The 23,570-nt window shown below is 63.1% G+C and carries 19 protein-coding genes, 1 tRNA gene and 3 pseudogenes; 11 read left to right on the top strand and 12 right to left on the bottom strand.

Translation table 11 applies throughout. The features are described from left to right. Positions 1-178: 178 nt before the first annotated feature. From ACTXG5_RS16580 to ACTXG5_RS16555, 6 genes are all read left to right on the top strand, one after another. Positions 179-1,822, top strand: a complete 1,644-nt coding sequence (locus tag ACTXG5_RS16580; RefSeq protein WP_445159840.1) for a GMC family oxidoreductase — start codon at positions 179-181, stop codon at positions 1,820-1,822. Then, the gene (locus ACTXG5_RS16575; RefSeq protein WP_445159839.1) at positions 1,819-2,868 is read left to right on the top strand and encodes an alcohol dehydrogenase catalytic domain-containing protein; all 1,050 of its coding nucleotides are present in this window, start codon (positions 1,819-1,821) and stop codon (positions 2,866-2,868) included. Before ACTXG5_RS16580 ends, ACTXG5_RS16575 begins: the two co-directional genes overlap by 4 nt. A 3-nt stretch (positions 2,869-2,871) precedes the next feature. After that, positions 2,872-4,086, top strand: a complete 1,215-nt coding sequence (locus ACTXG5_RS16570) for a cytochrome P450 (protein WP_445159838.1) — start codon at positions 2,872-2,874, stop codon at positions 4,084-4,086. Continuing rightward, on the top strand, positions 4,086-4,931 hold the full coding sequence (locus ACTXG5_RS16565) for an acyl-CoA thioesterase (RefSeq protein ID WP_445159837.1): 846 nt from the start codon (positions 4,086-4,088) through the stop codon (positions 4,929-4,931). Before ACTXG5_RS16570 ends, ACTXG5_RS16565 begins: the two co-directional genes overlap by 1 nt. 81 nt (positions 4,932-5,012) lie before the next feature. Next, positions 5,013-5,924 carry an alpha/beta fold hydrolase gene (locus ACTXG5_RS16560; protein WP_445159836.1) on the top strand — a complete coding sequence of 304 codons (912 nt, stop codon included), beginning with the start codon at positions 5,013-5,015 and terminating at the stop codon, positions 5,922-5,924. 87 nt (positions 5,925-6,011) lie between these two features. After that, positions 6,012-6,914 (top strand): LysR family transcriptional regulator, encoded by a 903-nt coding sequence (locus ACTXG5_RS16555; protein WP_445159835.1) that lies wholly within the window; start codon positions 6,012-6,014, stop codon positions 6,912-6,914. A gap of 110 nt (positions 6,915-7,024) precedes the next feature. Here the strand turns inward: ACTXG5_RS16555 and ACTXG5_RS16550 are convergent, their stop codons facing one another. The 4 genes from ACTXG5_RS16550 to ACTXG5_RS16535 all read right to left on the bottom strand — a co-directional run bounded on the left by ACTXG5_RS16550 (position 7,025) and on the right by ACTXG5_RS16535 (position 10,400). Next, positions 7,025-7,921 (bottom strand): sigma factor-like helix-turn-helix DNA-binding protein, encoded by an 897-nt coding sequence (locus ACTXG5_RS16550; protein WP_445159834.1) that lies wholly within the window; start codon positions 7,919-7,921, stop codon positions 7,025-7,027. Then, the gene (locus tag ACTXG5_RS16545) at positions 7,918-8,463 is read right to left on the bottom strand and encodes a nitroreductase/quinone reductase family protein (protein ID WP_445159833.1); all 546 of its coding nucleotides are present in this window, start codon (positions 8,461-8,463) and stop codon (positions 7,918-7,920) included. Before ACTXG5_RS16545 ends, ACTXG5_RS16550 begins: the two co-directional genes overlap by 4 nt. 63 nt (positions 8,464-8,526) lie before the next feature. After that, positions 8,527-9,390 carry an alpha/beta hydrolase gene (locus tag ACTXG5_RS16540; RefSeq protein ID WP_445159832.1) on the bottom strand — a complete coding sequence of 288 codons (864 nt, stop codon included), beginning with the start codon at positions 9,388-9,390 and terminating at the stop codon, positions 8,527-8,529. 173 nt (positions 9,391-9,563) lie between these two features. Then, positions 9,564-10,400, bottom strand: coding sequence for a TIGR03619 family F420-dependent LLM class oxidoreductase (locus ACTXG5_RS16535; RefSeq protein WP_445159831.1), 837 nt, complete (start codon positions 10,398-10,400; stop codon positions 9,564-9,566). 187 nt (positions 10,401-10,587) lie between these two features. Between ACTXG5_RS16535 and ACTXG5_RS16530 the strand changes: the two are divergent. From ACTXG5_RS16530 to ACTXG5_RS16515, 4 genes and pseudogenes are all read left to right on the top strand, one after another. Then, positions 10,588-11,478: pseudogene (locus ACTXG5_RS16530) on the top strand (LysR family transcriptional regulator); the annotation flags it as partial. Between the two features lie 392 nt (positions 11,479-11,870). Continuing rightward, positions 11,871-12,986, top strand: a pseudogene (locus ACTXG5_RS16525) (serine/threonine-protein kinase); the annotation flags it as partial. 9 nt (positions 12,987-12,995) lie between these two features. After that, entirely contained in the window at positions 12,996-13,970 is a 975-nt protein-coding gene (locus ACTXG5_RS16520) for a sensor domain-containing protein (protein WP_445164454.1), read from the top strand. A gap of 93 nt (positions 13,971-14,063) precedes the next feature. Continuing rightward, positions 14,064-15,074, top strand: coding sequence for a hypothetical protein (locus ACTXG5_RS16515; protein ID WP_445159830.1), 1,011 nt, complete (start codon positions 14,064-14,066; stop codon positions 15,072-15,074). A 411-nt stretch (positions 15,075-15,485) separates the two neighbouring features. Here ACTXG5_RS16515 and ACTXG5_RS16510 read toward each other — a convergent pair whose 3' ends face one another. The 8 genes and pseudogenes from ACTXG5_RS16510 to ACTXG5_RS16475 all read right to left on the bottom strand — a co-directional run bounded on the left by ACTXG5_RS16510 (position 15,486) and on the right by ACTXG5_RS16475 (position 20,561). After that, the gene (locus ACTXG5_RS16510) at positions 15,486-17,066 is read right to left on the bottom strand and encodes an exonuclease domain-containing protein (protein ID WP_445159829.1); all 1,581 of its coding nucleotides are present in this window, start codon (positions 17,064-17,066) and stop codon (positions 15,486-15,488) included. Further along, complete coding sequence (locus ACTXG5_RS16505; protein WP_445159828.1) at positions 17,051-17,656, bottom strand: hypothetical protein; 606 nt, start codon at positions 17,654-17,656, stop codon at positions 17,051-17,053. Before ACTXG5_RS16505 ends, ACTXG5_RS16510 begins: the two co-directional genes overlap by 16 nt. Positions 17,657-17,787: 131 nt before the next feature. After that, positions 17,788-18,258 carry a hypothetical protein gene (locus tag ACTXG5_RS16500; protein ID WP_445164627.1) on the bottom strand — a complete coding sequence of 157 codons (471 nt, stop codon included), beginning with the start codon at positions 18,256-18,258 and terminating at the stop codon, positions 17,788-17,790. Between the two features lie 92 nt (positions 18,259-18,350). Beyond that, positions 18,351-18,707 (bottom strand): annotated as a pseudogene (locus ACTXG5_RS16495) (DUF6602 domain-containing protein); the annotation flags it as partial. Positions 18,708-18,878: 171 nt separating this feature from the next. Continuing rightward, positions 18,879-18,953, bottom strand: a tRNA-Val gene (locus ACTXG5_RS16490). Between the two features lie 46 nt (positions 18,954-18,999). Further along, complete coding sequence (locus ACTXG5_RS16485) at positions 19,000-19,461, bottom strand: peroxiredoxin (protein WP_445159827.1); 462 nt, start codon at positions 19,459-19,461, stop codon at positions 19,000-19,002. After that, positions 19,461-19,883 carry a DUF3052 domain-containing protein gene (locus ACTXG5_RS16480; protein ID WP_445159826.1) on the bottom strand — a complete coding sequence of 141 codons (423 nt, stop codon included), beginning with the start codon at positions 19,881-19,883 and terminating at the stop codon, positions 19,461-19,463. The genes ACTXG5_RS16485 and ACTXG5_RS16480 overlap by 1 nt, the downstream gene beginning before the upstream one ends. An 87-nt stretch (positions 19,884-19,970) precedes the next feature. Beyond that, the gene (locus ACTXG5_RS16475; RefSeq protein ID WP_445159825.1) at positions 19,971-20,561 is read right to left on the bottom strand and encodes a hypothetical protein; all 591 of its coding nucleotides are present in this window, start codon (positions 20,559-20,561) and stop codon (positions 19,971-19,973) included. 171 nt (positions 20,562-20,732) lie between these two features. On the opposite strand from ACTXG5_RS16475, the gene aceE reads away from it, so the two are divergent. Beyond that, positions 20,733-23,522, top strand: a complete 2,790-nt coding sequence (gene aceE, locus ACTXG5_RS16470; protein ID WP_445159824.1) for a pyruvate dehydrogenase (acetyl-transferring), homodimeric type — start codon at positions 20,733-20,735, stop codon at positions 23,520-23,522. The last annotated feature ends 48 nt before the right edge of the window (positions 23,523-23,570 follow it).

The following is a 23,570-nucleotide window of genomic DNA, read 5'->3' as shown; positions in this document are numbered from 1 at the left end:
CTCTAGCGCCGCAATACCCAACAGCGGTAAGCGCATACAACTTCTGTTGTCACAGGTTCGACTGCCTCGGTCGATGTCATTTCAGCATCGCGGGGTGCGGAACAGGTCTTGGACGCGCGTAACGGACTGCCAAAGACTCGGAGGCACAGGCAGCAACGAGAGAAGAGAGATCGCCGAGATGAGCGGGTACGACGACAAGAACGTTCCCTCATCGCAGGACACGTTCGATTACGTCATCGTCGGCGCCGGCAGCGCGGGTTGCGTGTTGGCCAATCGGCTCTCAGCGGATCCGTCGGTCCGAGTGTTGTTGCTCGAGGCTGGGCCGCCCGACACCCTGGACACCATTCGGGTGCCCGCGCTGTGGAGCGGGTTGATCGGTTCGGAAGTCGATTGGGATTACCGTCTCGAACCCCAACCGCATTACGCCGGATCTGACCTGTACCCCCGGGGAAAGACACTGGGCGGATCGTCGGCGATCAACACCATGATCTACATTCGCGGTCACCGCACCGACTTCGACGGCTGGAGCGAGAAAGGTTGCAGCGGATGGGATTACGACGCGGTACTGCCCTACTTCGTCAAGGCCGAGAGCAATAGCCGACTCGCAGCACCATTTCACGGCAAAGAAGGCCCGCTGCGCGTCGAGGACCTACTGTTTACCCACGAGCTCTCGCAGGGCTGTATCAGCTCGGCCGTCGAGTGGGGTCTGCCGTTCAACGACGACTTCAACGGATCGGGCCAAATCGGTGTGGGCACCTACCAAGTGACGTGTCATCAGGGGCGGCGATGGTCGGCGGCCGACGCGTATCTGAAGCCTGTACACGATCGGCCCAACCTGACGGTGCAGACCAATTCGCCGGCCACGCGGATCCTGTTGGATGGTCAGCGGGCCTGCGGGGTGGCGTATGTGCACGCCGGCGTCGAGACCGCTGCGCGCGCCGATGCCGAGGTGATCCTGAGCGCAGGAGCGATTAATTCCCCACAGCTGCTGATGCTCTCGGGCATCGGCCCGGCCCAGCAGTTGCGCGCACACGACATCGCGGTCAACGTCGACCTGCCCGGCGTCGGAGCCAACCTCAACGACCACACCATGACGCCTGTCGTCTGGGCGACGAAGGACTCGACCGATCTGCTGCAACTGGCCACCCCGGAAAACATGGCCCGCTGGCAGCAGCGCGGCGGTGGTCCCTTCAGCTCGAACGGTGGCGAAGTCGGCGCTTTTCTCTGCACCAATGGCAATGACGTCCCCGATATTCAATTGATCTGTGGTCCAACCGCATTCGTGCACCATGGCCGCTTCAGCCTGCCGCTGGCGAACTTCACGATGCTGGTGGCAGGTACGCGTCCGCGCAGCCGAGGTCGACTCACCTTGGGTTCCAGCGATCCGCTCAGCGCACCCCGCATCGACGCCGGCTACTTCAGCGAGCCCGCCGACCTCAAGGTCGTCATGCAAGGCGTGCGCGCGGTACTGGAAATAGCCGACCACCAACCTCTTAAGGCCAACCTCGGTGCGCTGCGGCTACCCGACAGCGTTCCCGACGACACCGCGCTCACCGAATACATCCGGCGTTGGTCACAAACCCAATATCACGCGGTCGGTACCTGTGCGATGGGCGTGGATGGCGATGCCGTCGTCGACGCCGAACTCCAGGTGCGCGGAGTCGACAACCTCCGGGTGATCGACGCCTCGGTGATGCCGTCCATCATCGGCGGCAACACCAACGCGACCACCATCATGATCGGCGAAAAGGGCGCTGATCTAGTGCGGGCCAAGCGGTCTGGCCGCCGCATATCGCACCGAACTAAAGAAGGCGCATCATGACAACGTTTCGCGCGGCCCAAGTCGCCTCTCCACGAGGACAACTGGCCGTTATCGATCGAACTATGACCGATCCTGGCCCCGGCACTGTGCGGGTCGCCGTGGAAGCTTGTGGCATCTGCCACTCCGACGTGAACTTCGTCGACGGCCAATGGCCGGGCCTGCAGTTCCCACTCACGCCCGGTCACGAGATCGCCGGGCGCATCGACGCGCTGGGCGACGGTGTGCAGGGTTGGCGCGAGGGTGAACGCGTGGCGATCGGTGCGTCGGGCGGCTATTGCGAGCAGTGCCGTAGCTGTCGGCGCGGCGTTTTGGTGCACTGTGAGGCCCGCATGCTCACCGGCGCGACGTTTCCCGGCGGATACGCCGAATACGTCGTGGCGCCGGCGAACGCGCTCGCCCGTATTCCCGATGAACTATCGGCGGTTGACGCCGCGCCGCTCGCATGCGCGGGACTGACCATGTTCAATTCGCTGCGCAGCACCGGCGCTGGGCCCGGCGATCTGGTCGCCATCCTCGGGATCGGTGGCCTTGGTCATCTCGGGGTTCAGTTCGCGGTCAAGATGGGTTTTCGCACCGTCGCGATCGCGCGCGGCAGTGAAAAAGGCGACCTCGCTACACAATTGGGCGCTCATCACTACATCGACTCGCTAACCAGCGACGTGGCCAGCGAACTGCAGGACCTGGGTGGGGCGCGGGTCATCGCGGCCACCGCCACCAATGCCGAGGCGATCTCCGCCGCGATCGGCGGGCTGGGGCTGCACGGTGAACTGCTGCTGCTGGCTCTCTTGACCGACCCTGTGCAGGTCAGTCCGATCCAGCTGATCAATATCTCGGGCACTGTCCGCGGCCATCCGGTCGGCGACTCGAACGACCTTGAGGACACCCTCAATTTCGCTGCGCTGCAGGGCATTAAGCCGATGGTCGAGGTCCTGCCATTGGAGAAGGCCGCCGATGGCTACCAGCGAATGCTGGCCAACCAGGCCCGCTTCCGGGTGGTGCTCACCACAGCGGAGACCGGTTCCTCCCCGAACGTGCTGGTGGGCTGAGTCGTGACGCCCACAGCGGCAGGCGACGTCGACCTGGCGAACCCCGACACCTTCGTCAACGGTGTACCGCACGACGCGCTGACGGAGCTGCGGCGTACTGACCCGGTGCACTGGCAGCCCATGGCGGGGCAGCCCGGGTTTTGGGCGGTACTGCGCCACGCCGACGTGGCTCATGTTGCCCGCCACCCGGAGATCTTCTCCGCAAGCGAAGGCGGCTTCACCCTCCAGGATCTCGTACCCGAACAGCTAGCAATGATGCGCAACATGCTGCCGGCGATGGACCCCCCCGTCCACACCGTGCATCGCACGGCGCTGTCACCGCACTTCCGGGCGCGAGTGATGGCCGGGATCGAGGACCGGGTGCGACAGATCTGCCGAACCGTCATGGCCGAGGCGCGGGAGCGTCAGGAGGTGGAGTTCGTCCATGATGTCGTGTCGCCACTGCCGACGAAGGTGATCGGTGAGTTGTTCGGCTTGCCGCCTGAAGACTGGGACCACATCCATGCGTTGTCCGAGCGCGTCGCCTCGAACCAGGACCCGGAACTCGTTGGGGCAGAAGACGACGGTAGCGCCGCCACCATCGAGTTGGCCATGTACGGGATCGGACTCGCAGCGGCCCGCCGCCAAGACGACCGGGCCGACGACCTCACCAGCATCATCCTGCGGGCGGACTTCGGCGGCCAGCCGATGAGCGATATCGACTTCGGCAGCTTCTTCGTGTTTCTGATAATCGCGGGTAACGACACGACGAAGGGGATGCTCTCGTCGGGGCTTCTTCGCCTGGTCCGGCACCCGGAGCAGCTGGCCGAGCTGCGGGCCGACCCCTCCCTGATCCCGGGGGCGGTCGAAGAGATCATCCGCTACGACAATCCGCTCCACTGCCTCAGGCGGACCGCGTTGTCGGACACCGAACTCTCGGGCACCCGCATCGCTGCCGGCGACAAGGTGGCGATGTACTACACGTCCGCCAACCGCGACGAAGCGGTGTTCGCCGATCCACACGCGTTCGACATCCACCGCAGCCCCAACCCGCATCTATCCTTCGGGATCGCCGGCCATTTCTGCCTCGGGGTTCACCTCGCACGCCTTGAAGGCAAGGTCTTCTTCGAGGAACTGCTCGACGCGTTCCGCACGATCGATCTCAATGGCGAACCTGTCAGAACCCGGTCCAACCTGACCAATATGTTGCGACTGCTACCGGTCCGCCTCACCGCCTGATGTCAGCCCCACCACACCCGTTCGACAATGCCATCCGCCTTGACACCATCGACGGAAACGTCAGGCGCGGCCGTACCCACCCGGAGTGGGCCAACATGGTCGGCCCGTTCGGCGGGATCACCGCCGCCGTCTTGCTGCGTGCCATTGAAACGCAGCCCGACCGCATCGGTGAGCCACTGGCGCTGACCGTCAACTTCACGACGCCCATCGCCGACGGCGATTTCGACATCTCGCTTCGGGCCGCGTGCACCAACCGCACGACTCAACACTGGATCGCCGAACTCAGTCAGGACGGCGCGGTCACAACCACCGCGACCGCGGTGTTCGGCGTCCGCCGCGATACCTGGGCTAGTACCGAAGCGCACCCCCCGGCCGCGCCGCCGCCAGAACAGCTCATCCCCGGTATTCCTGGTCCGGACGACTTCATCGTCTGGGGAGGCCTTTACGACGCGCGCTACGTTGCAGGCGCCTTTCCCGACGAACACGCGCAACCCAACGGGTTATCGACGAGCACCTTGTGGATGCGCGACAACGCACAACGCCCTGTCGACTACCCGGCCCTGGCCGCCCTGTGCGACATGTTCTACCCGCGAGTGTTCTTGCGTCGCGGCGGATTCGTCCCGTCCGGAACCATCTCGTTGACTACCTATTTCCATGCCGATCAGCAGCAGCTTGACGCTCTGGGCAGTGACTACGTCTTAGGAACCGCCCGCGCCAATCGATTCTCCGGCGGGTACTTCGACCAGAGCGCACAGCTGTGGACTCGCGACCGGGCACTGCTGGCTACCTCGCACCAGATCGTTTACTTCAAGGGCGAACGGATGAGTAGAAACCATGCCGGCTGAGATCCACATTGGAAGCACCGCAGCCGATCTCACATCGCAAGCCAGAGCGATCGCGGCGAAGGACGTCGTTGCCATTGCCGAGTGACAGACCATTCATTAAGCAGGGCAACGGATTCCGTCGCACACGGAAATAGGGGGATGAATATGTCTGGCAATCGCACACCACTTGTCTTTATTCATGGTTGGTGGCACGGCTGTTGGTGCTGGAGTGATGTACTTACCAACGTCGCGGCCGCACGTCGGATCGCTGTCGCCGTCGACATGGCAGGGCATGGGCTTGACGCCCGCCGCCCAGATCTACTCACCACGCGTACACGCGATTTCGGCACATCAACATTCGACGACTCCCCAGTCGCCGACATCACGCTTGACCAGGCCGCTGACCGCCTGATTGCACAGATAGAGCTAATCGGCCGTGGTCAGCCGGTTACGGTCATCGCCCACAGCATGGGCGGCACGGTGTTGACCCGAGTAGCTCAGCGGTCTCCCCAGCTCGTGGCGCATGCGGTGTACCTCGCCGCGTTCATGCCGGCGTCTGACACCCCAGCCGGCGTGTACATGACGGCGCCCGAGAACGATGGCCAGCTCGTCGCCAGCGTGCTACAAGCGGACCTATTGGTGACTGGTGCGCTGCGCCTTGACCCCGGGTCGAACGACCTGGCCTACCGAATAGGGCTACGCCGCACCTTCTTCGGTGACGTGGAACCGGCGATTGCCGATGCCGCAATCGGGCTGTTGACGCCGGACGCTCCGGCCAAAATCGCGCTAGGAGAAACGTCGCTGACAGCTGACGGCTGGGGAGCAGTCCCACGCACCTACGTTGTCTGCTCACGCGACATGGCAGTGAGGCCGCCGCTCCAAAACCGCTTCATCAGAGATGCGGATGCGGCCTTTCCAAACAATCCGACTTCGGTAGTGACGCTCGACGCGTCGCACTCGCCTTTCTTGTCGATGCCGCGTCAAGTAGCCGACATCGTGACACAACTGAACTGACTGAACCGTGAGTAGCTGCGCTGTCCGAAAGTCCTTCAGTCAAACCCCACAGCCAAGAGGTTCGCGAATGCGTCACTTGGTGAGCCCATGACTGATTCGGCACCGCGTGTCGTGGACCTCGATCTACGACTAGTCGGATACTTCGTTGCGGTGGCCGAACACCGGCATTTTGGCCGCGCCGCGGCTGAGCTGCGCGTCGCCCAGCCATCGTTGAGCCGGCAGATCCGTCGCTTGGAGCAGCAGATGGGTGTCCGCCTGTTTGACCGCACTCCGCAAAGCACCCGGCTCACTGAGGCCGGCGAGGTGTTCCTGCCTCGGGCCAAGGCGCTAGTGCGCTCGGCCGCCCAAGCCACGGCCCAGGCCCGGGCCGCCGCCCAGCCCGGCCGCATCACCGTCGGCTACACGACAAGTCTGCTCATCACCCCGGCGGTGCGCGCGTTGCGCCGCGAGCACCCTGACGCGGACGTACAAGCCCTGCACCTGGATTGGAACCAGCCACGCGATGCACTGCTCGACCACCGGGTGGACGCGGTGGTGGCCCGGCTGCCGTTTTCCACCGACCAGCTGCACGTCACGGTCCTTTACGACGAGCCCCGGGTGTTGCTCGTAGCCGTCGACCATCGCCTCGCGGGCAGGCCATCGGTCACCTTCGACGACATCGCCGACGAACCCATACCGAAACTGCGAGACTGCGACCCGGCCTGGAATGCCTTCTGGCGCATCGATCCCCGGCCCGACGGGCGTGCGGCACCCGACGGTCCACTCGTCGAAACCCTCGAGGACTGGCTAGAACTCATCGCCGCCGGGCAGGCGGTCGCCATCACGACCGGCTTTCACGCGCGCTTGCGACCCGACCTCACCACCGTCCCCTTGGAAGGCGTCGAACCCAGTCATGTCGTTGTGGCGAGCCGCGCCGGGGACCGCAGCCGTCTGGTGGCGGCCTTTTGCAAACTCGCCGAGGTACACCTCACCGCCCCAGCGCCGAACTAGCGTCTCAAGCGATCGCAACCGCCGCGGCGAACGCATTGTCTCTTGAGCCTGAGCAACATTGCTACAGAGCCGATTTCGAGTTCTCGGCCGACCAGGTCGGCGGATATGTCCTACCGCGCTTGCCCGAAGATCCTTGGGAGCTGGCGGGCCTTGTCCATGAGTTCGCGATCGGACTTGGCGAGGCGACCCAAGCGAGGCACGGATGTGTCGATGATCCGGTGAAATCTTTCTAGTAGCTGCTCGACGGTCAAGCCGAACGTGGGATAGACATCCTCGCCCCACCCCTCACCGTTGGGCGCCCACAACAGAACGTAGCGAACGATCTCACGATCGAACCAGTCAAGTTGATCTGCGCAAGTGACTCCCTCGGATAACCGGTGGAGCGGCACGTATTTCGGCTTCGCGCGTTGCGGCTTCGGGCGTCGTACCCGAGCCGTGTTGTTCGACGCATCCCCCAGAAACTGGCATGCTGCCTGCTCGCGGCAAGCGAGCAGCACGTGCCGCAATTGATGGCGGCCGCGGTGCAGCAGTGAAATCACCGCGCTGACCGAGCGGTCGGTGATGTCGGCGATCTCCGCGTAAGAGAAGCCCTCCACGTCGGCGTAGTACACCACCATGCGGGCGTCTTGTCGCAACGCCTGCAGGGCTTTGGTGAACACTGCGGCGGGCAACGCCTCGAGCGCCTCCACCTCCGCCAAGCTCAGCCGTGTCGCTGGGTGCTCCCGAGCCAACGCCAATCGCCAATTGGCGTTGGTCAACAGCCGATACAACGAGGCCCTCAGGTTGGTGCTCTCGGAAAGTGAGCCGAACTGCCTGTGGGCGTTCATCATCGTCTCTTCCAGGAGATTCTCTGCCTCTAGTCGATCCCCGGTTAGCGCTAACGCACCCCGGTAGAGCGTGTCGAGCAATGGGAGAGCCTCGCGCTCGAAGCGCACCGCAAGGTCAGCCTCACTCGCGCTCTCTCGCGGAGAGGATGACTGAACCGGACCGTCGGAATCGACCATCATCGTCTTGCTCCCGGTGTCATTCGGCCGGCTGAGTGCCCACGGTTGTGCGGCGTAAACCCAACGACAGGAAGGTATCTGGATTTGGTGGCAGCGGCCGCCTCGTACTGGCCGTACGGCCCGGGGGCGTCTGTAGCGCGCCGCAACACCCGGGCGCGTTCGGCACCGTAGATCTCCTCGGCCATGAATTGGCCACAGATACGGCGGCCGTACAACGTGACGGTCGGATTCGCTTTAACGTTGTGGTACCAGGCCGGATTTCGGGATTCACCGAAGTTCGAGGCGATGAGGATGACCCGCCCTCGATCGGTGAAGTACACCAGCGCACTGTTGCGGGTTATGCCGGACTTGGCGCCAACGTGCGTCAAAACGATGGCAGCGAATGGCCACACGCAGGAAACGAGCCCCTGCGTGCGCCGGAGCAGCGTCGGGTCGACTCGGGAGCCGATGTCGCGGAGGAAGCGAAGACCCAGTGGCGAACGAGCCACCTGAGCGACGATCCGATGGACAATTGAGTGGCCGGGATCCACGACGGGTACAGACATGGACCGTTAGCTCCTTTCGCTTGGACGGCACACGGTTTCGGTTGAACTGCGCCGACCCCTCGATCACGGCGCCGCCCTCACTAGAAGCTTCCTACGCAGCCACTTCCCCATTTCCGTGATGGCGTCATCAACCTCGGGCACACGGCCGGCACCCATGATGAACGAGTGCTGACCGCGCTCAACGGACCGCAAATATTGGTCGTTGCCAGCCGCTTGCGCCCGCAACGCGAACTGCACCGCCTCGTCCGCGAGCAACTCGTCAGTGCCGTAGAAGACTGCCATCGGAGGAAGGCCGCGTAGGTCCGCTTCAAGCAGGTTCACCCGCGGATCGGTCCAGCACACGCCCGTTCCATCGAGCCAGCATGATCGGAAGAATTCCAGCGACCCGCGCGTCAGCACCATATCCAGATCGGCATGGGTGTCGATCGACCTGCTTGAGAGCGTCAGATCGCACCAGGGCGAGATGGACAGAATCGCGCCGGGCAGTTCGGCCCCCTTGTCGCGCAACCGCAGGGCCAGACTGACAGCGAGATTGCCGCCGAATGAGTGCCCGACGCTGGCGATGTTCTCGGGTCGGTAGCCCTGGCCAAGCAGCCAATCGTAGGCCTTCTCAACGTCTTCGATTTGCGCGGGGAACTTGTGCTCCGGCGAACGCCGGTAGTTGATCACCAGCGACCGCATGCCGGCGGCCTTGGCGATATGGGCGGCTGGCTTCCGGTCGCAGTGCATCGATGTGAGGACGCTGCCACCCATGTGGTTGTGCAGCAGAACGGTGCGGGGCTCGCTATTGGCGGGAACACACCAGAGGGCCTCGACCCCGCCGGCATCGACTTCTGTATATGTGACGCCTTCGGGTTCTTTCGCCGCGATGTGCACCGTCTCGATGATGTCCCGAACGGTGGCAAGATCAAGATCGGGATCCGACATTCGCTCGCGCAGAGCGGCCCAGGACTGCGAGAACTCTCGAGATTCATTGCTTGTCATGGGGTTGCCTTTCGGTCTGCACCGGCCGTAGTGGCCGACGTCGAAAATCGTTGTCCTAGAGGGATGCTGGCGCAGGTGCTACCAGACAGCGGCTTCAGTTGGCGGCTTTCGCGGCCCTATCCGGCCCAGCCGTGAACGTCGGTGAATGCCGCGATGCTGTCGAGCAGTCGGAGCGTTTCCGATTCGGGCTTGTTGGAGAGCAGGATGAACGCTCGCTCTGCACCATGCCGGCGGTAAGCGTCCAGGACAGCGACTTCTACGCCTTCGGGGACTATGACGCTGACTGGAATGTCGGTGGCACCCTCGAGAAGGCTCAGCTGTGCGGGGACCATCTCCGCGGCCGGAACGCCCATGGGCATCCATCCACCCTGATGTCGTCGTGCTCGGGATACCGTGGCCCTCGTGAATCCGCCGAAGTACATCCTCGGATGCGGCTTCTGTACGGGCTTGGGCCAGCAGTAGATTGCCTCGAAATCGACGTACCGGCCGTGAAACTCGGCTTCGTCGTTGGTCCACAGCTCTTTCATCGCGGCGAGCTTCTCGTCGAGCAGTTTGCCTCGCAACGTGGCGTGAACGCCGTGATCGGCGGCCTCTTCGAGGTTCCAGCCCAGACCCAGACCGAGCAGCAATCGCCCCGCAGATATCTGATCGAGGCTGGCAACCGCCTTCGCCGTGTGAATCGAGTCCCGTTGCGGCAGAAGAAGTACTCCCGGCCCGATCAGGAGTTTGGATGTCGCGACAGCGGCCGCTGTCAGCGCGACGAAAGGGTCGTAGGACCGGTAATACTCACGCGGCAACTCGCCGCCCGCTGGGAACGGCGTCGTCCGACTTGAGGGGATGTGTGAATGTTCAGCCACGACGAGCGAGTCAAATCCTCGTTCTTCCAATGCTTTTGCGAGTACGTCTGGGCGTATGCCGTCGTCGGTGATGACGGTGGCGACCCCGAATTTCATTTGCTCCCCCCGGCCGCGCTGGTACCAAATACCTGCATGGAAGATCTCTTCTGATCGCTCCTGCTCATGTCATCGAGTCAATGCCGCATTGTGTTGTGTGTCCAAGACCTGTTCCACATTGCGCGATGCAAATTAGGCATCATGACTGTCCTATCCGCCGAAGGCACCCGAGGCCTACAGTGAGCTGATGACTGATTTGACATCGCGGGCCGTGGACCTCGACCTGCGACTAGTCGGATACTTCGTCGCGGTGGCCGAACACCGGCACTTCGGCCGCGCCGCGGCTGAGCTGCGCGTCGCGCAGCCATCGTTGAGCCGGCAGATCCGCCGTCTGGAGCAGCAGATGGGTGTCCGCCTGTTTGACCGCACTCCCCAAAGCACCCGGCTCACTGAGGCCGGCGAGGTGTTCCTGCCTCGGGCGAAGGCCCTATTGCGCTCGGCCGCCCAAGCGACGGCACAGGCCCGCGACGCCGCCCAGCCCGGCCGCATCACCATCGGCTACACGACAACGAGGATCATCACCCCGGTGGTGCGCGAGTTGCGTCGCGAGCATCCCGACGCGGACGTACACACCCTGCATCTGGATTGGAACCAGCCACGCGATGCACTGCTCGACCATCGGGTGGACGCGGTGGTTTGCGTACTGCCTTTTTCCACCGACCAGCTGCACGTCACGATCCTCTACGACGAGCCCCGGGTGGTCCTCATACCTGTCGACCATCGCCTCGCGGGCAAGCAATCGGTCACCATCGACGACATCGCCGACGAACCCGTACCGAAATTTCGAGACTGCGACGCGGCCTGGCATGACTTCTGGCGCATCGATCCTCGGCCCGACGGGCGCGCAGCACCCGAGGGTCCACTCCTCGACACCCTCGAGGACGGGTTGGAACTCGTCGCCGCCGGGCAGGCGGTGGCCGTCACGTCCGGTCTTTACGAGCGCTTGCGACCCGACCTCACCACCGTCCCCTTGGAAGGCGTCGAACCCGGCCATGTGGTCTTGGCGAGCCGCGCCGGGGACCGCAGCCGCCTGGTGGCGGCCTTTCGCAAACTCGCCGAGGTACACCTCACCGGCCCAGCGCCGCACGAGCGTCTACAAGCGACCGGAACCGACCGGATCGCAGCCGCCTCAACAATGGTGGGCGCGGACGGTATCGAACCGCCGACCGCTGGTGTGTAAATCGCAGCCCGACCGTCGATGGCGTTTTCACCGTTACGTAACGTCTCCGAAAGCCGAGGTCACAGGGCTTTTCTCGTGCAGGCGGTCTATAGCTTATCGACCTGTTAAGTCCGTCTTGGCACACTCTTGGCACCACGGGGTTTTGGGCGTCGAGCTACGCGGGATGTCGCTGACGGCCCGCGAAAAGCTCCGACCGAGCGCCCAGGTAATAGGCTGCCCCCGGCGAGCCGGTGGAATAGCTATCTGTCGATCCTGGGAAAGGGCGGGCGAGCCTCGGTACGATTTCGCGCATGCCGTTAGCTGACGGTCAAACATTCGCGGGGTACAAAATCCTGCGAATGCTCGGGTCTGGGGGTATGGGCGAGGTATATCTCGCCCAACACCCCAGGCTGCCACGAACGGACGCGCTTAAGGTCCTGGGCGCGGACGTGTCCGCCAACCAGGAGTATCGCGCCCGCTTCGCCCGCGAAGCCGACCTCGCTTCAACACTGTGGCACCCCCATATCGTCGGTGTGCATGACCGAGGCGAAGATGGCGGCCAGCTATGGATTTCGATGGATTACGTTGACGGCCTCGACGCGGCGCGCCTCCTCGCCGACAAGTTCCCGGACGGCATGCCTGCGCATCAAGTCATCAAGATCGTCACCGCAGTGGCCAGCGCACTTGACCATGCACACGATCGCGGCCTATTGCACCGCGATATCAAACCGGCCAATATCATGATCGCCAACGACAAGCAGCGAATCCTATTGGCCGACTTCGGCATCGCTCGCAGCGTCTCGGATACCGGCTCACTGACGGCCACGGGTTTCACACTGGGCACGGTGGCTTACGCCGCACCCGAGCAATTGACGGGCGAAGAACTCGATGGCCGCGCCGACCAGTATGCGTTGGCCGCAACCGCTTTTCACTTGCTCAAAGGCTCGCACCTGTTTCCGCATTCAAATCCCGCAGTCGTCATCGGTCGACACCTCAACACTCCACCGCCAGCGCTCGCAGAGACAAAACGCGAACTTGCTGCCCTTGACGCGGTTCTGGCGGCCGCTCTGGCGAAAAAGCCCGGTGACCGTTTTCCACACTGCAAGGACTTTGCACGTGCCTTGGCGCTCGCCCAGGTGAACCAAACCCGCGGCAGAGCCAAAGTGCCGGCGGTAGACCGCACAAAGTTAGAAACCACTGCACAACCGACAATGCCTGCACCCCTGGCAGAGAGGTCAACCGTCCACGCGCCGCAACTTGTCAACGTGGGAAGTCGGCAGAGAAATCGAGCGAACACGCTTTACAGGCTCTCGGCAGTCCTTGGCGTAGCGGTAACTGTCGCTGCTTTAGTGCTGTGGCTACGGCCGTGGGAGCGACACGCATCCGCGCCCACCGGACCGCCCACAACGGCGGCGCGATCAACCACCTTTGATGGCATGCGCAACTTTGTCGAAGGGTACTACGCCGATCTGCCGACGGATCCTACGAATGCCTGGACAAAAGTTGACTCCCAGTGGCAGAAGCAAACCGGTTACCAGGACTTTCTGAATTTTTGGGCGACCATAAATTCGGTGACTCTCGTTTCAGTCTCTCCCCGAGACGACACGAGCGTGATCGCTCGTGTCAGGTACATCCCACGCAGCGGTCAGCCCAGTACGGAAGACCGATGGCTGAGAATGACATTGGTGAATGGCGCGCTGCTGCTTGATGGGTCTGGGCGCATAGGAGCAGTGAATGAGTCGACAACCGCTCCGCCGACCACTGGCCCGATCTCAGCGTCGGCGATCGACACTCTTCTGCCTGATGCCACGGCAGTCAGCCGCGTCTTAGGCGCACCCCCGTTAAAAATTAAGATTGCGACCGATCAGTTGTCGGAAAACTCAAGCCTCGTGACACCGTCGACGTGCGTTGGCGTCATTTTCGGCGACGAACGTGCTGTATACGCGGATTCGGGCTTCGCGGGAGTTCGCGATCAAACATTGCAGGCCGAAGCCTATCCGTACAATTCGACCTCACCGACACAGGTGGAACAAACTGTCGTCGTATTTCGCACGTCGGATCAAGCCCAGGCGATATTGACATCGACCCAACGGCAATGGCAAGACTGTGCACGCGGCCTTGTGTCCTACAGGGTGCCGAATACGAACAATGAAGTCGGATGGAGCTACAACTTCGGCGGAGTTCGGCTCCGCGATAACCTTCTAACTGTCTCGATGGCAGGTATTAACAGGGAGAGCGGCAACAGCGCCTGTCAACAGGCACTCGGTGTTCGCGCGAACGTAGTCGTCGGAGTACGGAGTTGCCTTGACCCGCCCGACATTCCGATAAGCGCGACCGTTGCCGACCCTGAACTTGCAGGTCAAAACGCCGAACGGCTCGCAAGGAACATCCTCAGCCGAGTCCAGTCCTAACATCCCGACACGGACCCGACGAAGTTAGCTAGACGTGCAGATCGCGGCGATCAATCCGCCGCGACGAACGACGACGGTGTTGACTATTCACCAGTGACGCAGACCCCCTCGGCTCTCGACTGGTTACCCGCCGAACTCGCACCGGTAGCGATGCGGCTCGCGCGCGCCGACGAACTCCAGTACGACCTCGCGGACTTGTGCTTCGCATGGTCGCACCATGCCTTCGATTTCGAGCAGGTGCGGACCGACGACGGATTGCTTGATCTCGTCGTATCCGCGATCCGGCCTATTCCGCCCGCGATCCCGATGCTCGTCAGCGAGGCCGTCAACCACATGCGGGCGGCGATCGACAACGTGGTGTTCTATCTGGTTGAGCAGGCGCGCGGATCGGCGTTGCCGCCGGAGCAGGCGCGGAAGGTGGCGATGCCGATATGGCAGTCCGCCGCCGACTTGACCAATTGGGCGAACCGAACGGCAAAGCACGTCCCCGAACTGGGAACCGGCACAACCCTTTTCACGCGGATCGAGAGCTTACAGCCGTACCGCAGCCTGGCCGTCGTGACCTCGCTGCCCATCGAACTCGCGACAGTGATGGGTCTGACCGACCTTCACGGCGTACACCCGTTGCTGTTGCTCCAGGGCTACTCGAACGAGGACAAGCACCGCATCATCCGTCCCGCTCTCTGGCGTGCAGTTGTGACGCGTGATGACCAGCCGTTCATGACCCAAAACCTGCAATGGCAAGAGGTCCAGGTCGGCGATGTCGTGTCTAGCGGTGTACGAGAAGGCAATCCGGTGGAGGTCGCATCACGGACGGCGGTGTGCATCCAGCGTCCGGACGGCCAGGTATGGGTAGGCCCAGGATCGGAGCTGTCCCAGATTCACGGGTTCGTCGCGGACGTCTTGATTCCCAAGCTCGTCACGGGTGCGCCCGCCAATCCAGCGCTGCCGCGATATGTCGACTTGAGCGATAACGGCGAGACCGACGAGCAGCGGATCAACGCAGGTCGGGATGAATCTGCACACGACCGCGCCGGACGAGAGGCCGTAGCGCAATTGATGGCCGACGACACACCGCCATGGGTCGTCCGGATGCCTGACTAGGCGCTGACGTCGCGACGACGGATCTGCCCATCAGCCTCTCGGGACGTTGGGGCCCGCCCCACCGACACTGTCGAAAATGCCGACCAGTAGCAGTGTCCGCCGTCAACCGATAACCCTCTTGGCAACCGTTGGCAACTTGAGCCCCAGAGTGGCGTCAGGCACCGCGTAACGACTCCGCTAACTATGGGTGTGAACTGCAAAGATTTTGGTGGGCGCGGACGGTATCGAACCGCCGACCGCTGGTGTGTAAATCTATATTGACATGTCTATGGCATATCTTGCCGTGTCGCCTTGTCTACGAAACTGCCTCTAGCAGAGCACTTTTCACATCTTCTGGTGTCGTCTCGCATCGGCGCGTTATCTCAGGTCTTGACCCATTGTCGGCCTGGAAGGCGGTAACCGCCAAGTGGCCTATGTTCGTGGCACGCATGTGCAGCCGAACGCGATGTCGGCGAGGCGTTCCGCGCTGATCTTTCCGCATCTACGGCAACGGACGCGGTGTGGGTCGCTGGGCAGCGACGGAGCCGTCAGGGGTCCGAAGTAGTCGTATCCATGCTCCTCCGCGAACGTCCGAGCTTCTTCGTAAGGAACCGCTTCGACACTGGCCCACGTTCCCTGTCTCGCCCGCCCGTCTGCGGCCCACTTCCGCCAGTAGCAGGCCCGGCAGGTCGCCTCGCCGTACTTATTTAAATCGAGGGTGTAGTTGAACCTGTAATGCGCCTGGACGCTGCACGTCAGGCATTCCGTGAGCTGCCAATCGTCGGGATGGGTGAACGTCTCCAGAGGCTTGACCCCACCGAGTCGTTGCAACGCGATGATGTGCTCGTCGCACCATGTCGGCTTCGATCGAGTCAAGAATGCGGCAGTGATGGTGCATCCGTCGACGGAGCACGTTTGATCCGTTAGCGCGCGGCGTTCCCGCCGGAGCGGCCTGGGGGGTTTGGGCGGCTTGGGCTTCGGACGTTCAGCCAGCGGCACCTTTCGGAGGCGGCTGGGGATGGGTGCCACGACGGGTGGTTTCTCCGATGCTTCGCCGGAAACCAGTAGGGCGTCTGCACCACCCAGGGGCTTCCCTTCTAAGCATCGAAGGAAGTCGTCCTCAGCCATCACTTCGATGCGTTGGCCGTTGCGTTGGAGCTGAAACGCCATCTCCGCCTTTTTGGTTAACGTCGCGCCAGGCCGGAGGACGGCGGGGTTGATATCGCCGATGACAAGCACGTTGGTTCGTTTGGTGGTCGCCTGTTCGGCGACTGCCCCGATGGCGGAGCACTCGTTCCACGCAAGTTGACGAGTCATCGACATAAGCGTGCCGGTAAACACGACGACTCGACCATATAAATAGCCGTCAGGGTCGGCGTCGGGGTTCAATTCGCACCGGACAGGGCGTGATCCGCCGCCCCCCACTGACACGCTGCCCTTGTAGATACCGCGGCTCATGCGGCCGATGCACACACCAACCGACCTGGCTAGCTGATCGAGGTCATCGACACCGCCAAGGGCGGAGAGCCCACGGACGATATCTACGACGGCACGAGCATCCGCGGCGGGGTCGTGGTGGTCGTCGATGGAACCGCCTAGCGCGTCAAGGACAAACGGCAAGCGATAGGAGGGAAGTCGTAACGCCCGACGCGCGAGAACCATCGTGCACAGGAACCGCATCTCTGGCCACTCGATGTTATCGACTGCACAGGCGTACCGGATGACACCGATGTCGAACCCGGCATTATGGGCGACCACTACGTCATCTCCGACAAAGTCCACCAGGTAGGGCAGGACTTCTTTCCAACGGGGTTTGTCCGCAACCATGTCGGCAGTGATGCCATGAATCCATGTGTTGAAGCCGTCGAAGTAATCGACTTCTTCGGGAGGTCTGATCAGCCAACTGTGTTCCGCGACTGGCAGTCCGTCGCGGACACGAACGAGACCGACTGCGCACGGCGAGCCGCGATAGGAATTTGCGGTCTCGAAGTCGATAGCTACGTAGTTGAGCATCGCGTCGTGGGTTCCGGTTTCGCGAGTTCTGCGAACACTGGTGGAAACTCCGCGACCGCCGGATCACCGAGTTCCTCGGGCATAATCCACGGGGGCTTTTTCGTGCGAGGGTTAATGGTGCGGCGGACACGTTGCTCGTCGGTAGTAATCCAAGCCCGCCATACCTTGGCGACGTAGTTGGCAACAGACAGTGCACGGAACTGGGGTTCGTCGCGCTCATCAATCGTGAGCTTTGGCCGGTCCGTTGAGAAGTTGGGTATCACCAGGTTCCGGCTACGGGTTTTTTGCGCATAGGCGGTCACCGCATCGGCGATTAGTTGCTGGCGCGCCGCTGTCTCGTCCAAGAGGCCGTCGAACGCTTCGATGCCGAGCGCGTGCGCGAACGAAATCGGCGGTGTGGTGCCCTGGGTGAGGACGACAACCCGGTCGGCCGTTAAAGCCCAGACCTTGGCATCGTGCCGTTCATCGTCGTGCTGGACTACGGCCGCGTTGGTGTGGTTGACCTGCAGAGATCCTTCAACACGGGTTGTAAGCCACACAGCAGTTGCGTTTGCCTTCGGTTGCCGATCAACGATTGCGAACCCGAGCATGTCTCTCCATCTCACCGACGTTTGCGTCGGCTAAAGCTATTCCAGGAAGGGGACACGTCGCAGTGACTCACACAAAATATTCGCGATGCGCTGCTAAGCCGCTCACGCAGCAACGCCGAAGGCCAGATCAATTAGGACTCCGCTTGGCGCGCGGTGCCTTTGATGATCGAGTCTTGCAAAGTGGCTGCACCAGAGTCGCTCGGATCGAATGTCACGACGCGGTTGCCCGGCACGATGTACGGGCCAAGAACCGGATAACTGCGCACGATCCTCGGTATCGCTAGGTGTAGCCAACTCAACGTCCACGCCAAAGGAGCGGCCGTCTCGAAACCGAACCAGCCGGTGCACAGTTTTCCTTCGTCGGGGCCGCTGGACGACTTGAACTTGATCGCCCCGTCCCCGCACCTGAGATTCCAAAGAACGCCTTTGCCGAGGATGCACACGGCATCGATCGGGGGTTGCGGATGATCGTCAGGAAAGCTCTTATCTGGCGGAGGCGGCACGTCAGGCACAGCGCGAAGCAATTCGGTGAACCTAGCGATCGAAACCGTGCTCTCGAATGCCAGAAGAAAGAATGGCGGTATCTCGTCGGTCTCATCCATGTACCGAGACCAGTTGCTCGGTTTGTCGGTAGACCGACGAATTGGGCGCAACGACTTGTATTTGCTCGCGAGAGCGACCGACTGGTGAGTTCGGAAGCCGTCAGTTTCGACTTGATCTCACCGACCGCTGACACTCCTTCGATGAGATATTCGCCGGGTACGTGCTTGGGGTACGTAAACGGCTGATCTTGATTCGCAATGACGATGTCGCTCTGTCCTGACTCGCCGCCGAATGCGTCGTAAACCTTGCCGCAGCCGACCCAAAGATTCGATGGCAGACGATCACTCAGCAACTCCCGTGTTGCGGCCTCGACCTTCGCTCCCTTATCGCCGCGATGATTGGTCGCCGCTCGCGCCTTTGGCAGTTCGGCCAGCAACTGCGTCTCAAGGTGGATCAGAATCTCCTCGAACCGCGAGCCGGTCAGATTGGTCGGACCCTTGCTGCTCACGGCTTATGACGCTAATGGCAGATCGCGGCCAAGCAACGAGCCGACACGCAGTCCCAATACGCATGCGTTTGGTGGCGGTACCGACCCGTTGGCCCATTGCTGGCCCACCGGGGGGTCAGCGGATGCTGGCCTTGAAAGCCGAAAAGTGGCCTCTCGCAGCCGCCTCAACAATGGTGGGCGCGGACGGTATCGAACCGCCGACCGCTGGTGTGTAAAACCAGAGCTCTACCACTGAGCTACGCGCCCCATGCCGGAGGCAGGTTACACGCCTGCAGGCCAAGCACTCAAAACGTCAGGTCCGCAAGGCCGCCAGCGCATCGGTCCACAAGTGCTGATCGCGCGCTTCGCCGGGCTCTTTCATCTCGGCGAATTGGATGACTCCGGTGCGGTCGACGACGAAGGTGCCGCGATTGGAGTAGCCGGCATGGTCGTTGAACACGCCGTAGGCCTGGCTGACCTCGCCGTGCGGCCAGAAATCCGACAGCACCGGAAACGTGAACCCGCTCTCGATGGCCCAGATCTTGTGCGTGGGCGGCGGCCCCACCGAGATCGCCAGCGCCACGCTGTCGTCGTTGTCGAATTCAGGCAGGTGATCGCGCAGCCGGTCCAGCTCACCCTGGCAGATCCCGGTGAATGCCAGCGGGAAGAACACCAGCAGGACGTTCCTGTCGCCGCGGTAGCCGCTCAGGGTGACGCGCTGCTGGTTCTGGTCGCGCAGAGTGAAATCCGGTGCCGTCGTCCCGACGGGCAGCATTAACGCTTCCCGGCGCGCGACTTCGGTTGAACCAGGCGGCTGGCGCTCCAATCACCCAGGTTGACCGATGAGGTCGGCATCAGGCCGGCGGTCGGAGCCGCCTCGGCGATCTCGGCGGGCAGGACGTGTCCGGGCTTGCCGGTCTTGGGCGTCAACACCCAGATCACGCCATCCTCGGCCAGCGGAGTGATGGCGTCCATCAGGGTGTCCACCAGATCGCCATCACCATCTCGCCACCACAGCAGCACGACGTCGACCACCTCGTCGGTGTCTTCATCGAGCAATTCGGAGCCGCAGGCTTCCTCGACCGCACCGCGGATGTCGTCGTCGGTGTCTTCGTCCCAGCCCCACTCCTGGACAACCTGGTCTCGTTGGACGCCCAGTTTGCGAGCAAAGTTCGGGGCGTCGTCCGCCTCGACCACCGTGGAGCCTCCTTACAACACAACAACCCTGCGCGCCATGCGACGGGGATTATCGTCGCACAGCCAGAACCCGGTCCATAAGCCGCCTCAGTAGGACGACAGGCAGAGTTTCAGCGCCTTGGTCTTGGTGTCGTTGAGCTGATCGACCCGCCGGTTGAATTCGCCGGTCGCCGCGTGGGTGCCGATCGCGTTCGCCACCCCGTGGGCCGCGTCGATATAGGCGTTGAACGCGTCCTTCAGCTGCGACGACAACGCATCGCTGAAACTGTTGCTCACCGTCGAGGCGCTGTTGTTGAGGGCAGCGACGGCCGGGCCCTCGAGCGGTCCGGTGCCGCGGCCCCCGTTGAACGCGCCGACGAACGCGTTCACCTTGTCGATTGCGTCCTTGCTGGTGGTAGCCAGCGACTCGCACGAGCTGCGCACCGCCTTGGTCGTCAGCGACTGTTGTCGCTGGGACTCCCGGACGCTCGACGTCGCTATTGAGGCAGACACCGACGACGACACCGACTGCCGGTAGGCCGGAGCCATCTTCGTATCGGGCGTAGCTGAGCCGTTGGTGACGGTGGTACACCCCACGATGCCCATCAGCACGGTCGCGATGCAGCCGAGCGCCAGCACGCCACGCCTGGGGAACTCTCCCCCATGCGTGCGCGGGACGACTTTCCATCCGATGAGCACGGTTTCTGACGTTACCGGGTGGCGATAGCTGGCGCCCCCGACGCACCGAGGTTTGGTGCCCGCAGGTGCACCTTCGCGCGCGAGGGGATTGCGCCTACCTGCCCGAGGCGCCGGTACGGCACGATAGGAGACGAACACGCATGCAGGTAACCGCCAACAGCAGGAGCGCAAGTGACGACCGAGTTCACGCGCCACGATCTGGCCAAAAACCCAAGCAACGGAAGCGAACCCGATCGCGTCCGGGTGATCCGGGAGGGCGTGGCGTCATATCTGCCCGACATTGACCCCGAGGAGACGTCGGAGTGGCTGGAGTCCTTCGACGACCTGCTGGAGCGCTCGGGCCCGGCGCGGGCCCGCTACCTGATGTTGCGGTTGCTGGAACGAGCGGGCGAGCAGCGGGTGGCCATCCCGGCACTGACGTCGACCGACTACGTCAACACCATCCCGACCGAGCTGGAACCGTGGTTCCCCGGCGACGAGGACGTCGAACGCCGCTACCGGGCCTGGATCCGATGGAACGCCGCCATCATGGTGCACCGCGCCCAGCGGCCGGGAATTGGTGTGGGCGGCCACATTTCGACCTATGCGTCCTCGGCGGCGCTCTATGAGGTCGGCTTCAACCACTTCTTCCGCGGTAAAGCGCATCCAGGCGGCGGGGACCACGTGTTCATTCAGGGCCACGCGTCCCCGGGGATTTACGCGCGCGCCTTCCTCGAAGGCCGATTGACCGCCGACCAGCTCGACGGCTTCCGGCAGGAACACAGCCACCCCGGCGGCGGGTTGCCGTCCTACCCGCACCCGCGGCTGATGCCCGACTTCTGGGAGTTCCCGACGGTGTCGATGGGCCTGGGCCCGATGAACGCCATCTACCAAGCCCGCTTCAACCACTACCTGCACGACCGCGGCATCAAGGACACCTCCGATCAGCACGTGTGGGCGTTCCTCGGCGACGGCGAGATGGACGAGCCGGAGAGCCGCGGGCTGATCCAGGTGGCCGCCAACGAGGCACTGGACAACCTGACCTTCGTCATCAACTGCAACCTGCAGCGCCTCGACGGCCCGGTACGCGGCAACGGCAAGATCATCCAGGAGCTGGAGTCGTTCTTCCGCGGTGCGGGCTGGAACGTCATCAAGGTGGTCTGGGGCCGCGAGTGGGACGCCCTGCTGCACGCCGACCGTGACGGTGCGCTGGTGAACCTGATGAACACCACGCCCGACGGCGACTACCAGACCTACAAGGCCAACGACGGCGCCTACGTCCGCGACCACTTCTTCGGCCGCGACCCGCGCACCAAGGCGCTCGTCGAGAACATGACCGATCCCGAGATCTGGAACCTCAAGCGCGGTGGCCACGACTATCGCAAGGTCTACGCCGCCTACCGGGCCGCCGTCGATCACAAGGGACAGCCGACGGTGATCCTGGCCAAGACCATCAAGGGCTACTCGCTGGGCGCGCACTTCCAGGGCCGCAATGCCACGCATCAGATGAAAAAGCTTGCCCTGCAAGACCTCAGGGATTTCCGCGACGCCATCCGAATTCCGATCGACGATGCGCAGCTGGAAGCGGATCCCTATCTCCCGCCGTACTACCACCCCGGCCCCGACACCCCGGAGATCCGCTACATGCTGGACCGGCGCCGCACGCTGGGCGGCTTTCTGCCCGAGCGCCGGACCAAGACCAGGACCCTGAAGCAGCCCGGGCGCGAGATCTACGCCCCGCTGAAGAAGGGATCCGGGCACCAGGAGGTCGCCACCACGATGGCGATCGTGCGCACCTTCAAAGAAGTATTGCGGGACAAGGAACTTGGACCGCGGATCATACCGATCATTCCCGACGAGGCCCGCACGTTCGGTATGGACTCGTGGTTTCCGTCGCTGAAGATCTATAACCGGAACGGTCAGCTTTACACCGCGGTGGACGCCGATTTGATGTTGGCGTACAAGGAAAGTGAGATCGGCCAGATCCTGCACGAGGGCATCAACGAGGCGGGCTCGACGGCGTCGTTCACCGCCGCGGGCACCTCGTATGCGACGCACAACGAGCCGATGATCCCGATCTACATCTTCTATTCGATGTTCGGGTTCCAGCGCACCGGCGATGGCTTGTGGGCGGCGGCCGACCAGATGTCGCGCGGCTTTGTGCTGGGCGCCACGGCAGGGCGCACCACCCTGACCGGCGAAGGTCTGCAGCACGCCGACGGCCATTCGATGCTGTTGGCTGCCACCAATCCGGCGGTAGTCGCCTACGACCCGGCGTTCGCCTTCGAAATCGCCTACATCGTCGAGAGCGGGCTGGCCCGGATGTTCGGACCGAACCCAGAGAACGTGTACTTCTACATCACCATCTACAACGAGCCGTACGTGCAGCCGCCGGAGCCGGAGAACTTCGATCCCGAAGGCGTACTGCGCGGCATGTACCGGTACCACGCAGCTACCGAGCAACGCACCAACAAGGCGCAGATTCTGGCGTCCGGGGTAGCGATGCCGTCGGCGCTCAAGGCCGCCGAGCTGCTGGCCGCCGAGTGGGATGTTGCCGCCGACGTGTGGTCGGTGACCAGTTGGAACGAACTGAACCGCGACGGCGTAGCCATTCAGCGGGAGCAGCTACGGCACCCCGACCAACCGGCCGGTGTGCCGTACGTGGCCAAGGTGCTGTCCGGGATCACCGGACCGGTCGTCGCGGTGTCGGACTGGATGCGTGCGGTCCCCGAGCAGATCCGGCCGTGGGTGCCGGGCACCTACGTCACGCTGGGCACCGACGGGTTCGGCTTTTCCGACACCCGTCCCGCGGCACGGCGCTTCTTCAACACCGATGCCGAGTCGCAGGTGGTCGCGGTGCTCGAGGCGCTGGCGCGCGACGGCGAAATCGACCCGTCCGTGCCGGTCGCGGCGGCCCGCCAGTACAAGATCGACGACGTGCTGGCCGCGCCCAAGCAGACGTCCGACCCCGGCGTCTCCTGACACCCCCCAAGGCCCCCGCTTGCCCAACCCCGCCGGCTTACCCAACCC

This window comes from Mycobacterium sp. Dal123C01, from assembly GCF_052566995.1.
Note: the sequence above shows the minus strand (reverse complement) of the source record. Positions and strands in the feature narration are given on the sequence as shown.

Coding starts and splice junctions, on each gene's coding strand:
- ACTXG5_RS16565 (WP_445159837.1), top strand. CDS start 4,086: ATGTCAGCCCCACCACACCCGTTCGACAATGCCATCCGCCTTGACACC.
- ACTXG5_RS16485 (WP_445159827.1), bottom strand. CDS start 19,461: ATGCTGCCCGTCGGGACGACGGCACCGGATTTCACTCTGCGCGACCAG.
- ACTXG5_RS16545 (WP_445159833.1), bottom strand. CDS start 8,463: ATGTCTGTACCCGTCGTGGATCCCGGCCACTCAATTGTCCATCGGATC.
- ACTXG5_RS16550 (WP_445159834.1), bottom strand. CDS start 7,921: ATGATGGTCGATTCCGACGGTCCGGTTCAGTCATCCTCTCCGCGAGAG.
- ACTXG5_RS16510 (WP_445159829.1), bottom strand. CDS start 17,066: ATGCTCAACTACGTAGCTATCGACTTCGAGACCGCAAATTCCTATCGC.
- ACTXG5_RS16540 (WP_445159832.1), bottom strand. CDS start 9,390: ATGTCGGATCCCGATCTTGATCTTGCCACCGTTCGGGACATCATCGAG.
- ACTXG5_RS16535 (WP_445159831.1), bottom strand. CDS start 10,400: ATGAAATTCGGGGTCGCCACCGTCATCACCGACGACGGCATACGCCCA.
- ACTXG5_RS16555 (WP_445159835.1), top strand. CDS start 6,012: ATGACTGATTCGGCACCGCGTGTCGTGGACCTCGATCTACGACTAGTC.
- ACTXG5_RS16500 (WP_445164627.1), bottom strand. CDS start 18,258: ATGGATGAGACCGACGAGATACCGCCATTCTTTCTTCTGGCATTCGAG.
- ACTXG5_RS16520 (WP_445164454.1), top strand. CDS start 12,996: ATGCGCAACTTTGTCGAAGGGTACTACGCCGATCTGCCGACGGATCCT.
- ACTXG5_RS16505 (WP_445159828.1), bottom strand. CDS start 17,656: ATGCTCGGGTTCGCAATCGTTGATCGGCAACCGAAGGCAAACGCAACT.
- ACTXG5_RS16580 (WP_445159840.1), top strand. CDS start 179: ATGAGCGGGTACGACGACAAGAACGTTCCCTCATCGCAGGACACGTTC.
- ACTXG5_RS16575 (WP_445159839.1), top strand. CDS start 1,819: ATGACAACGTTTCGCGCGGCCCAAGTCGCCTCTCCACGAGGACAACTG.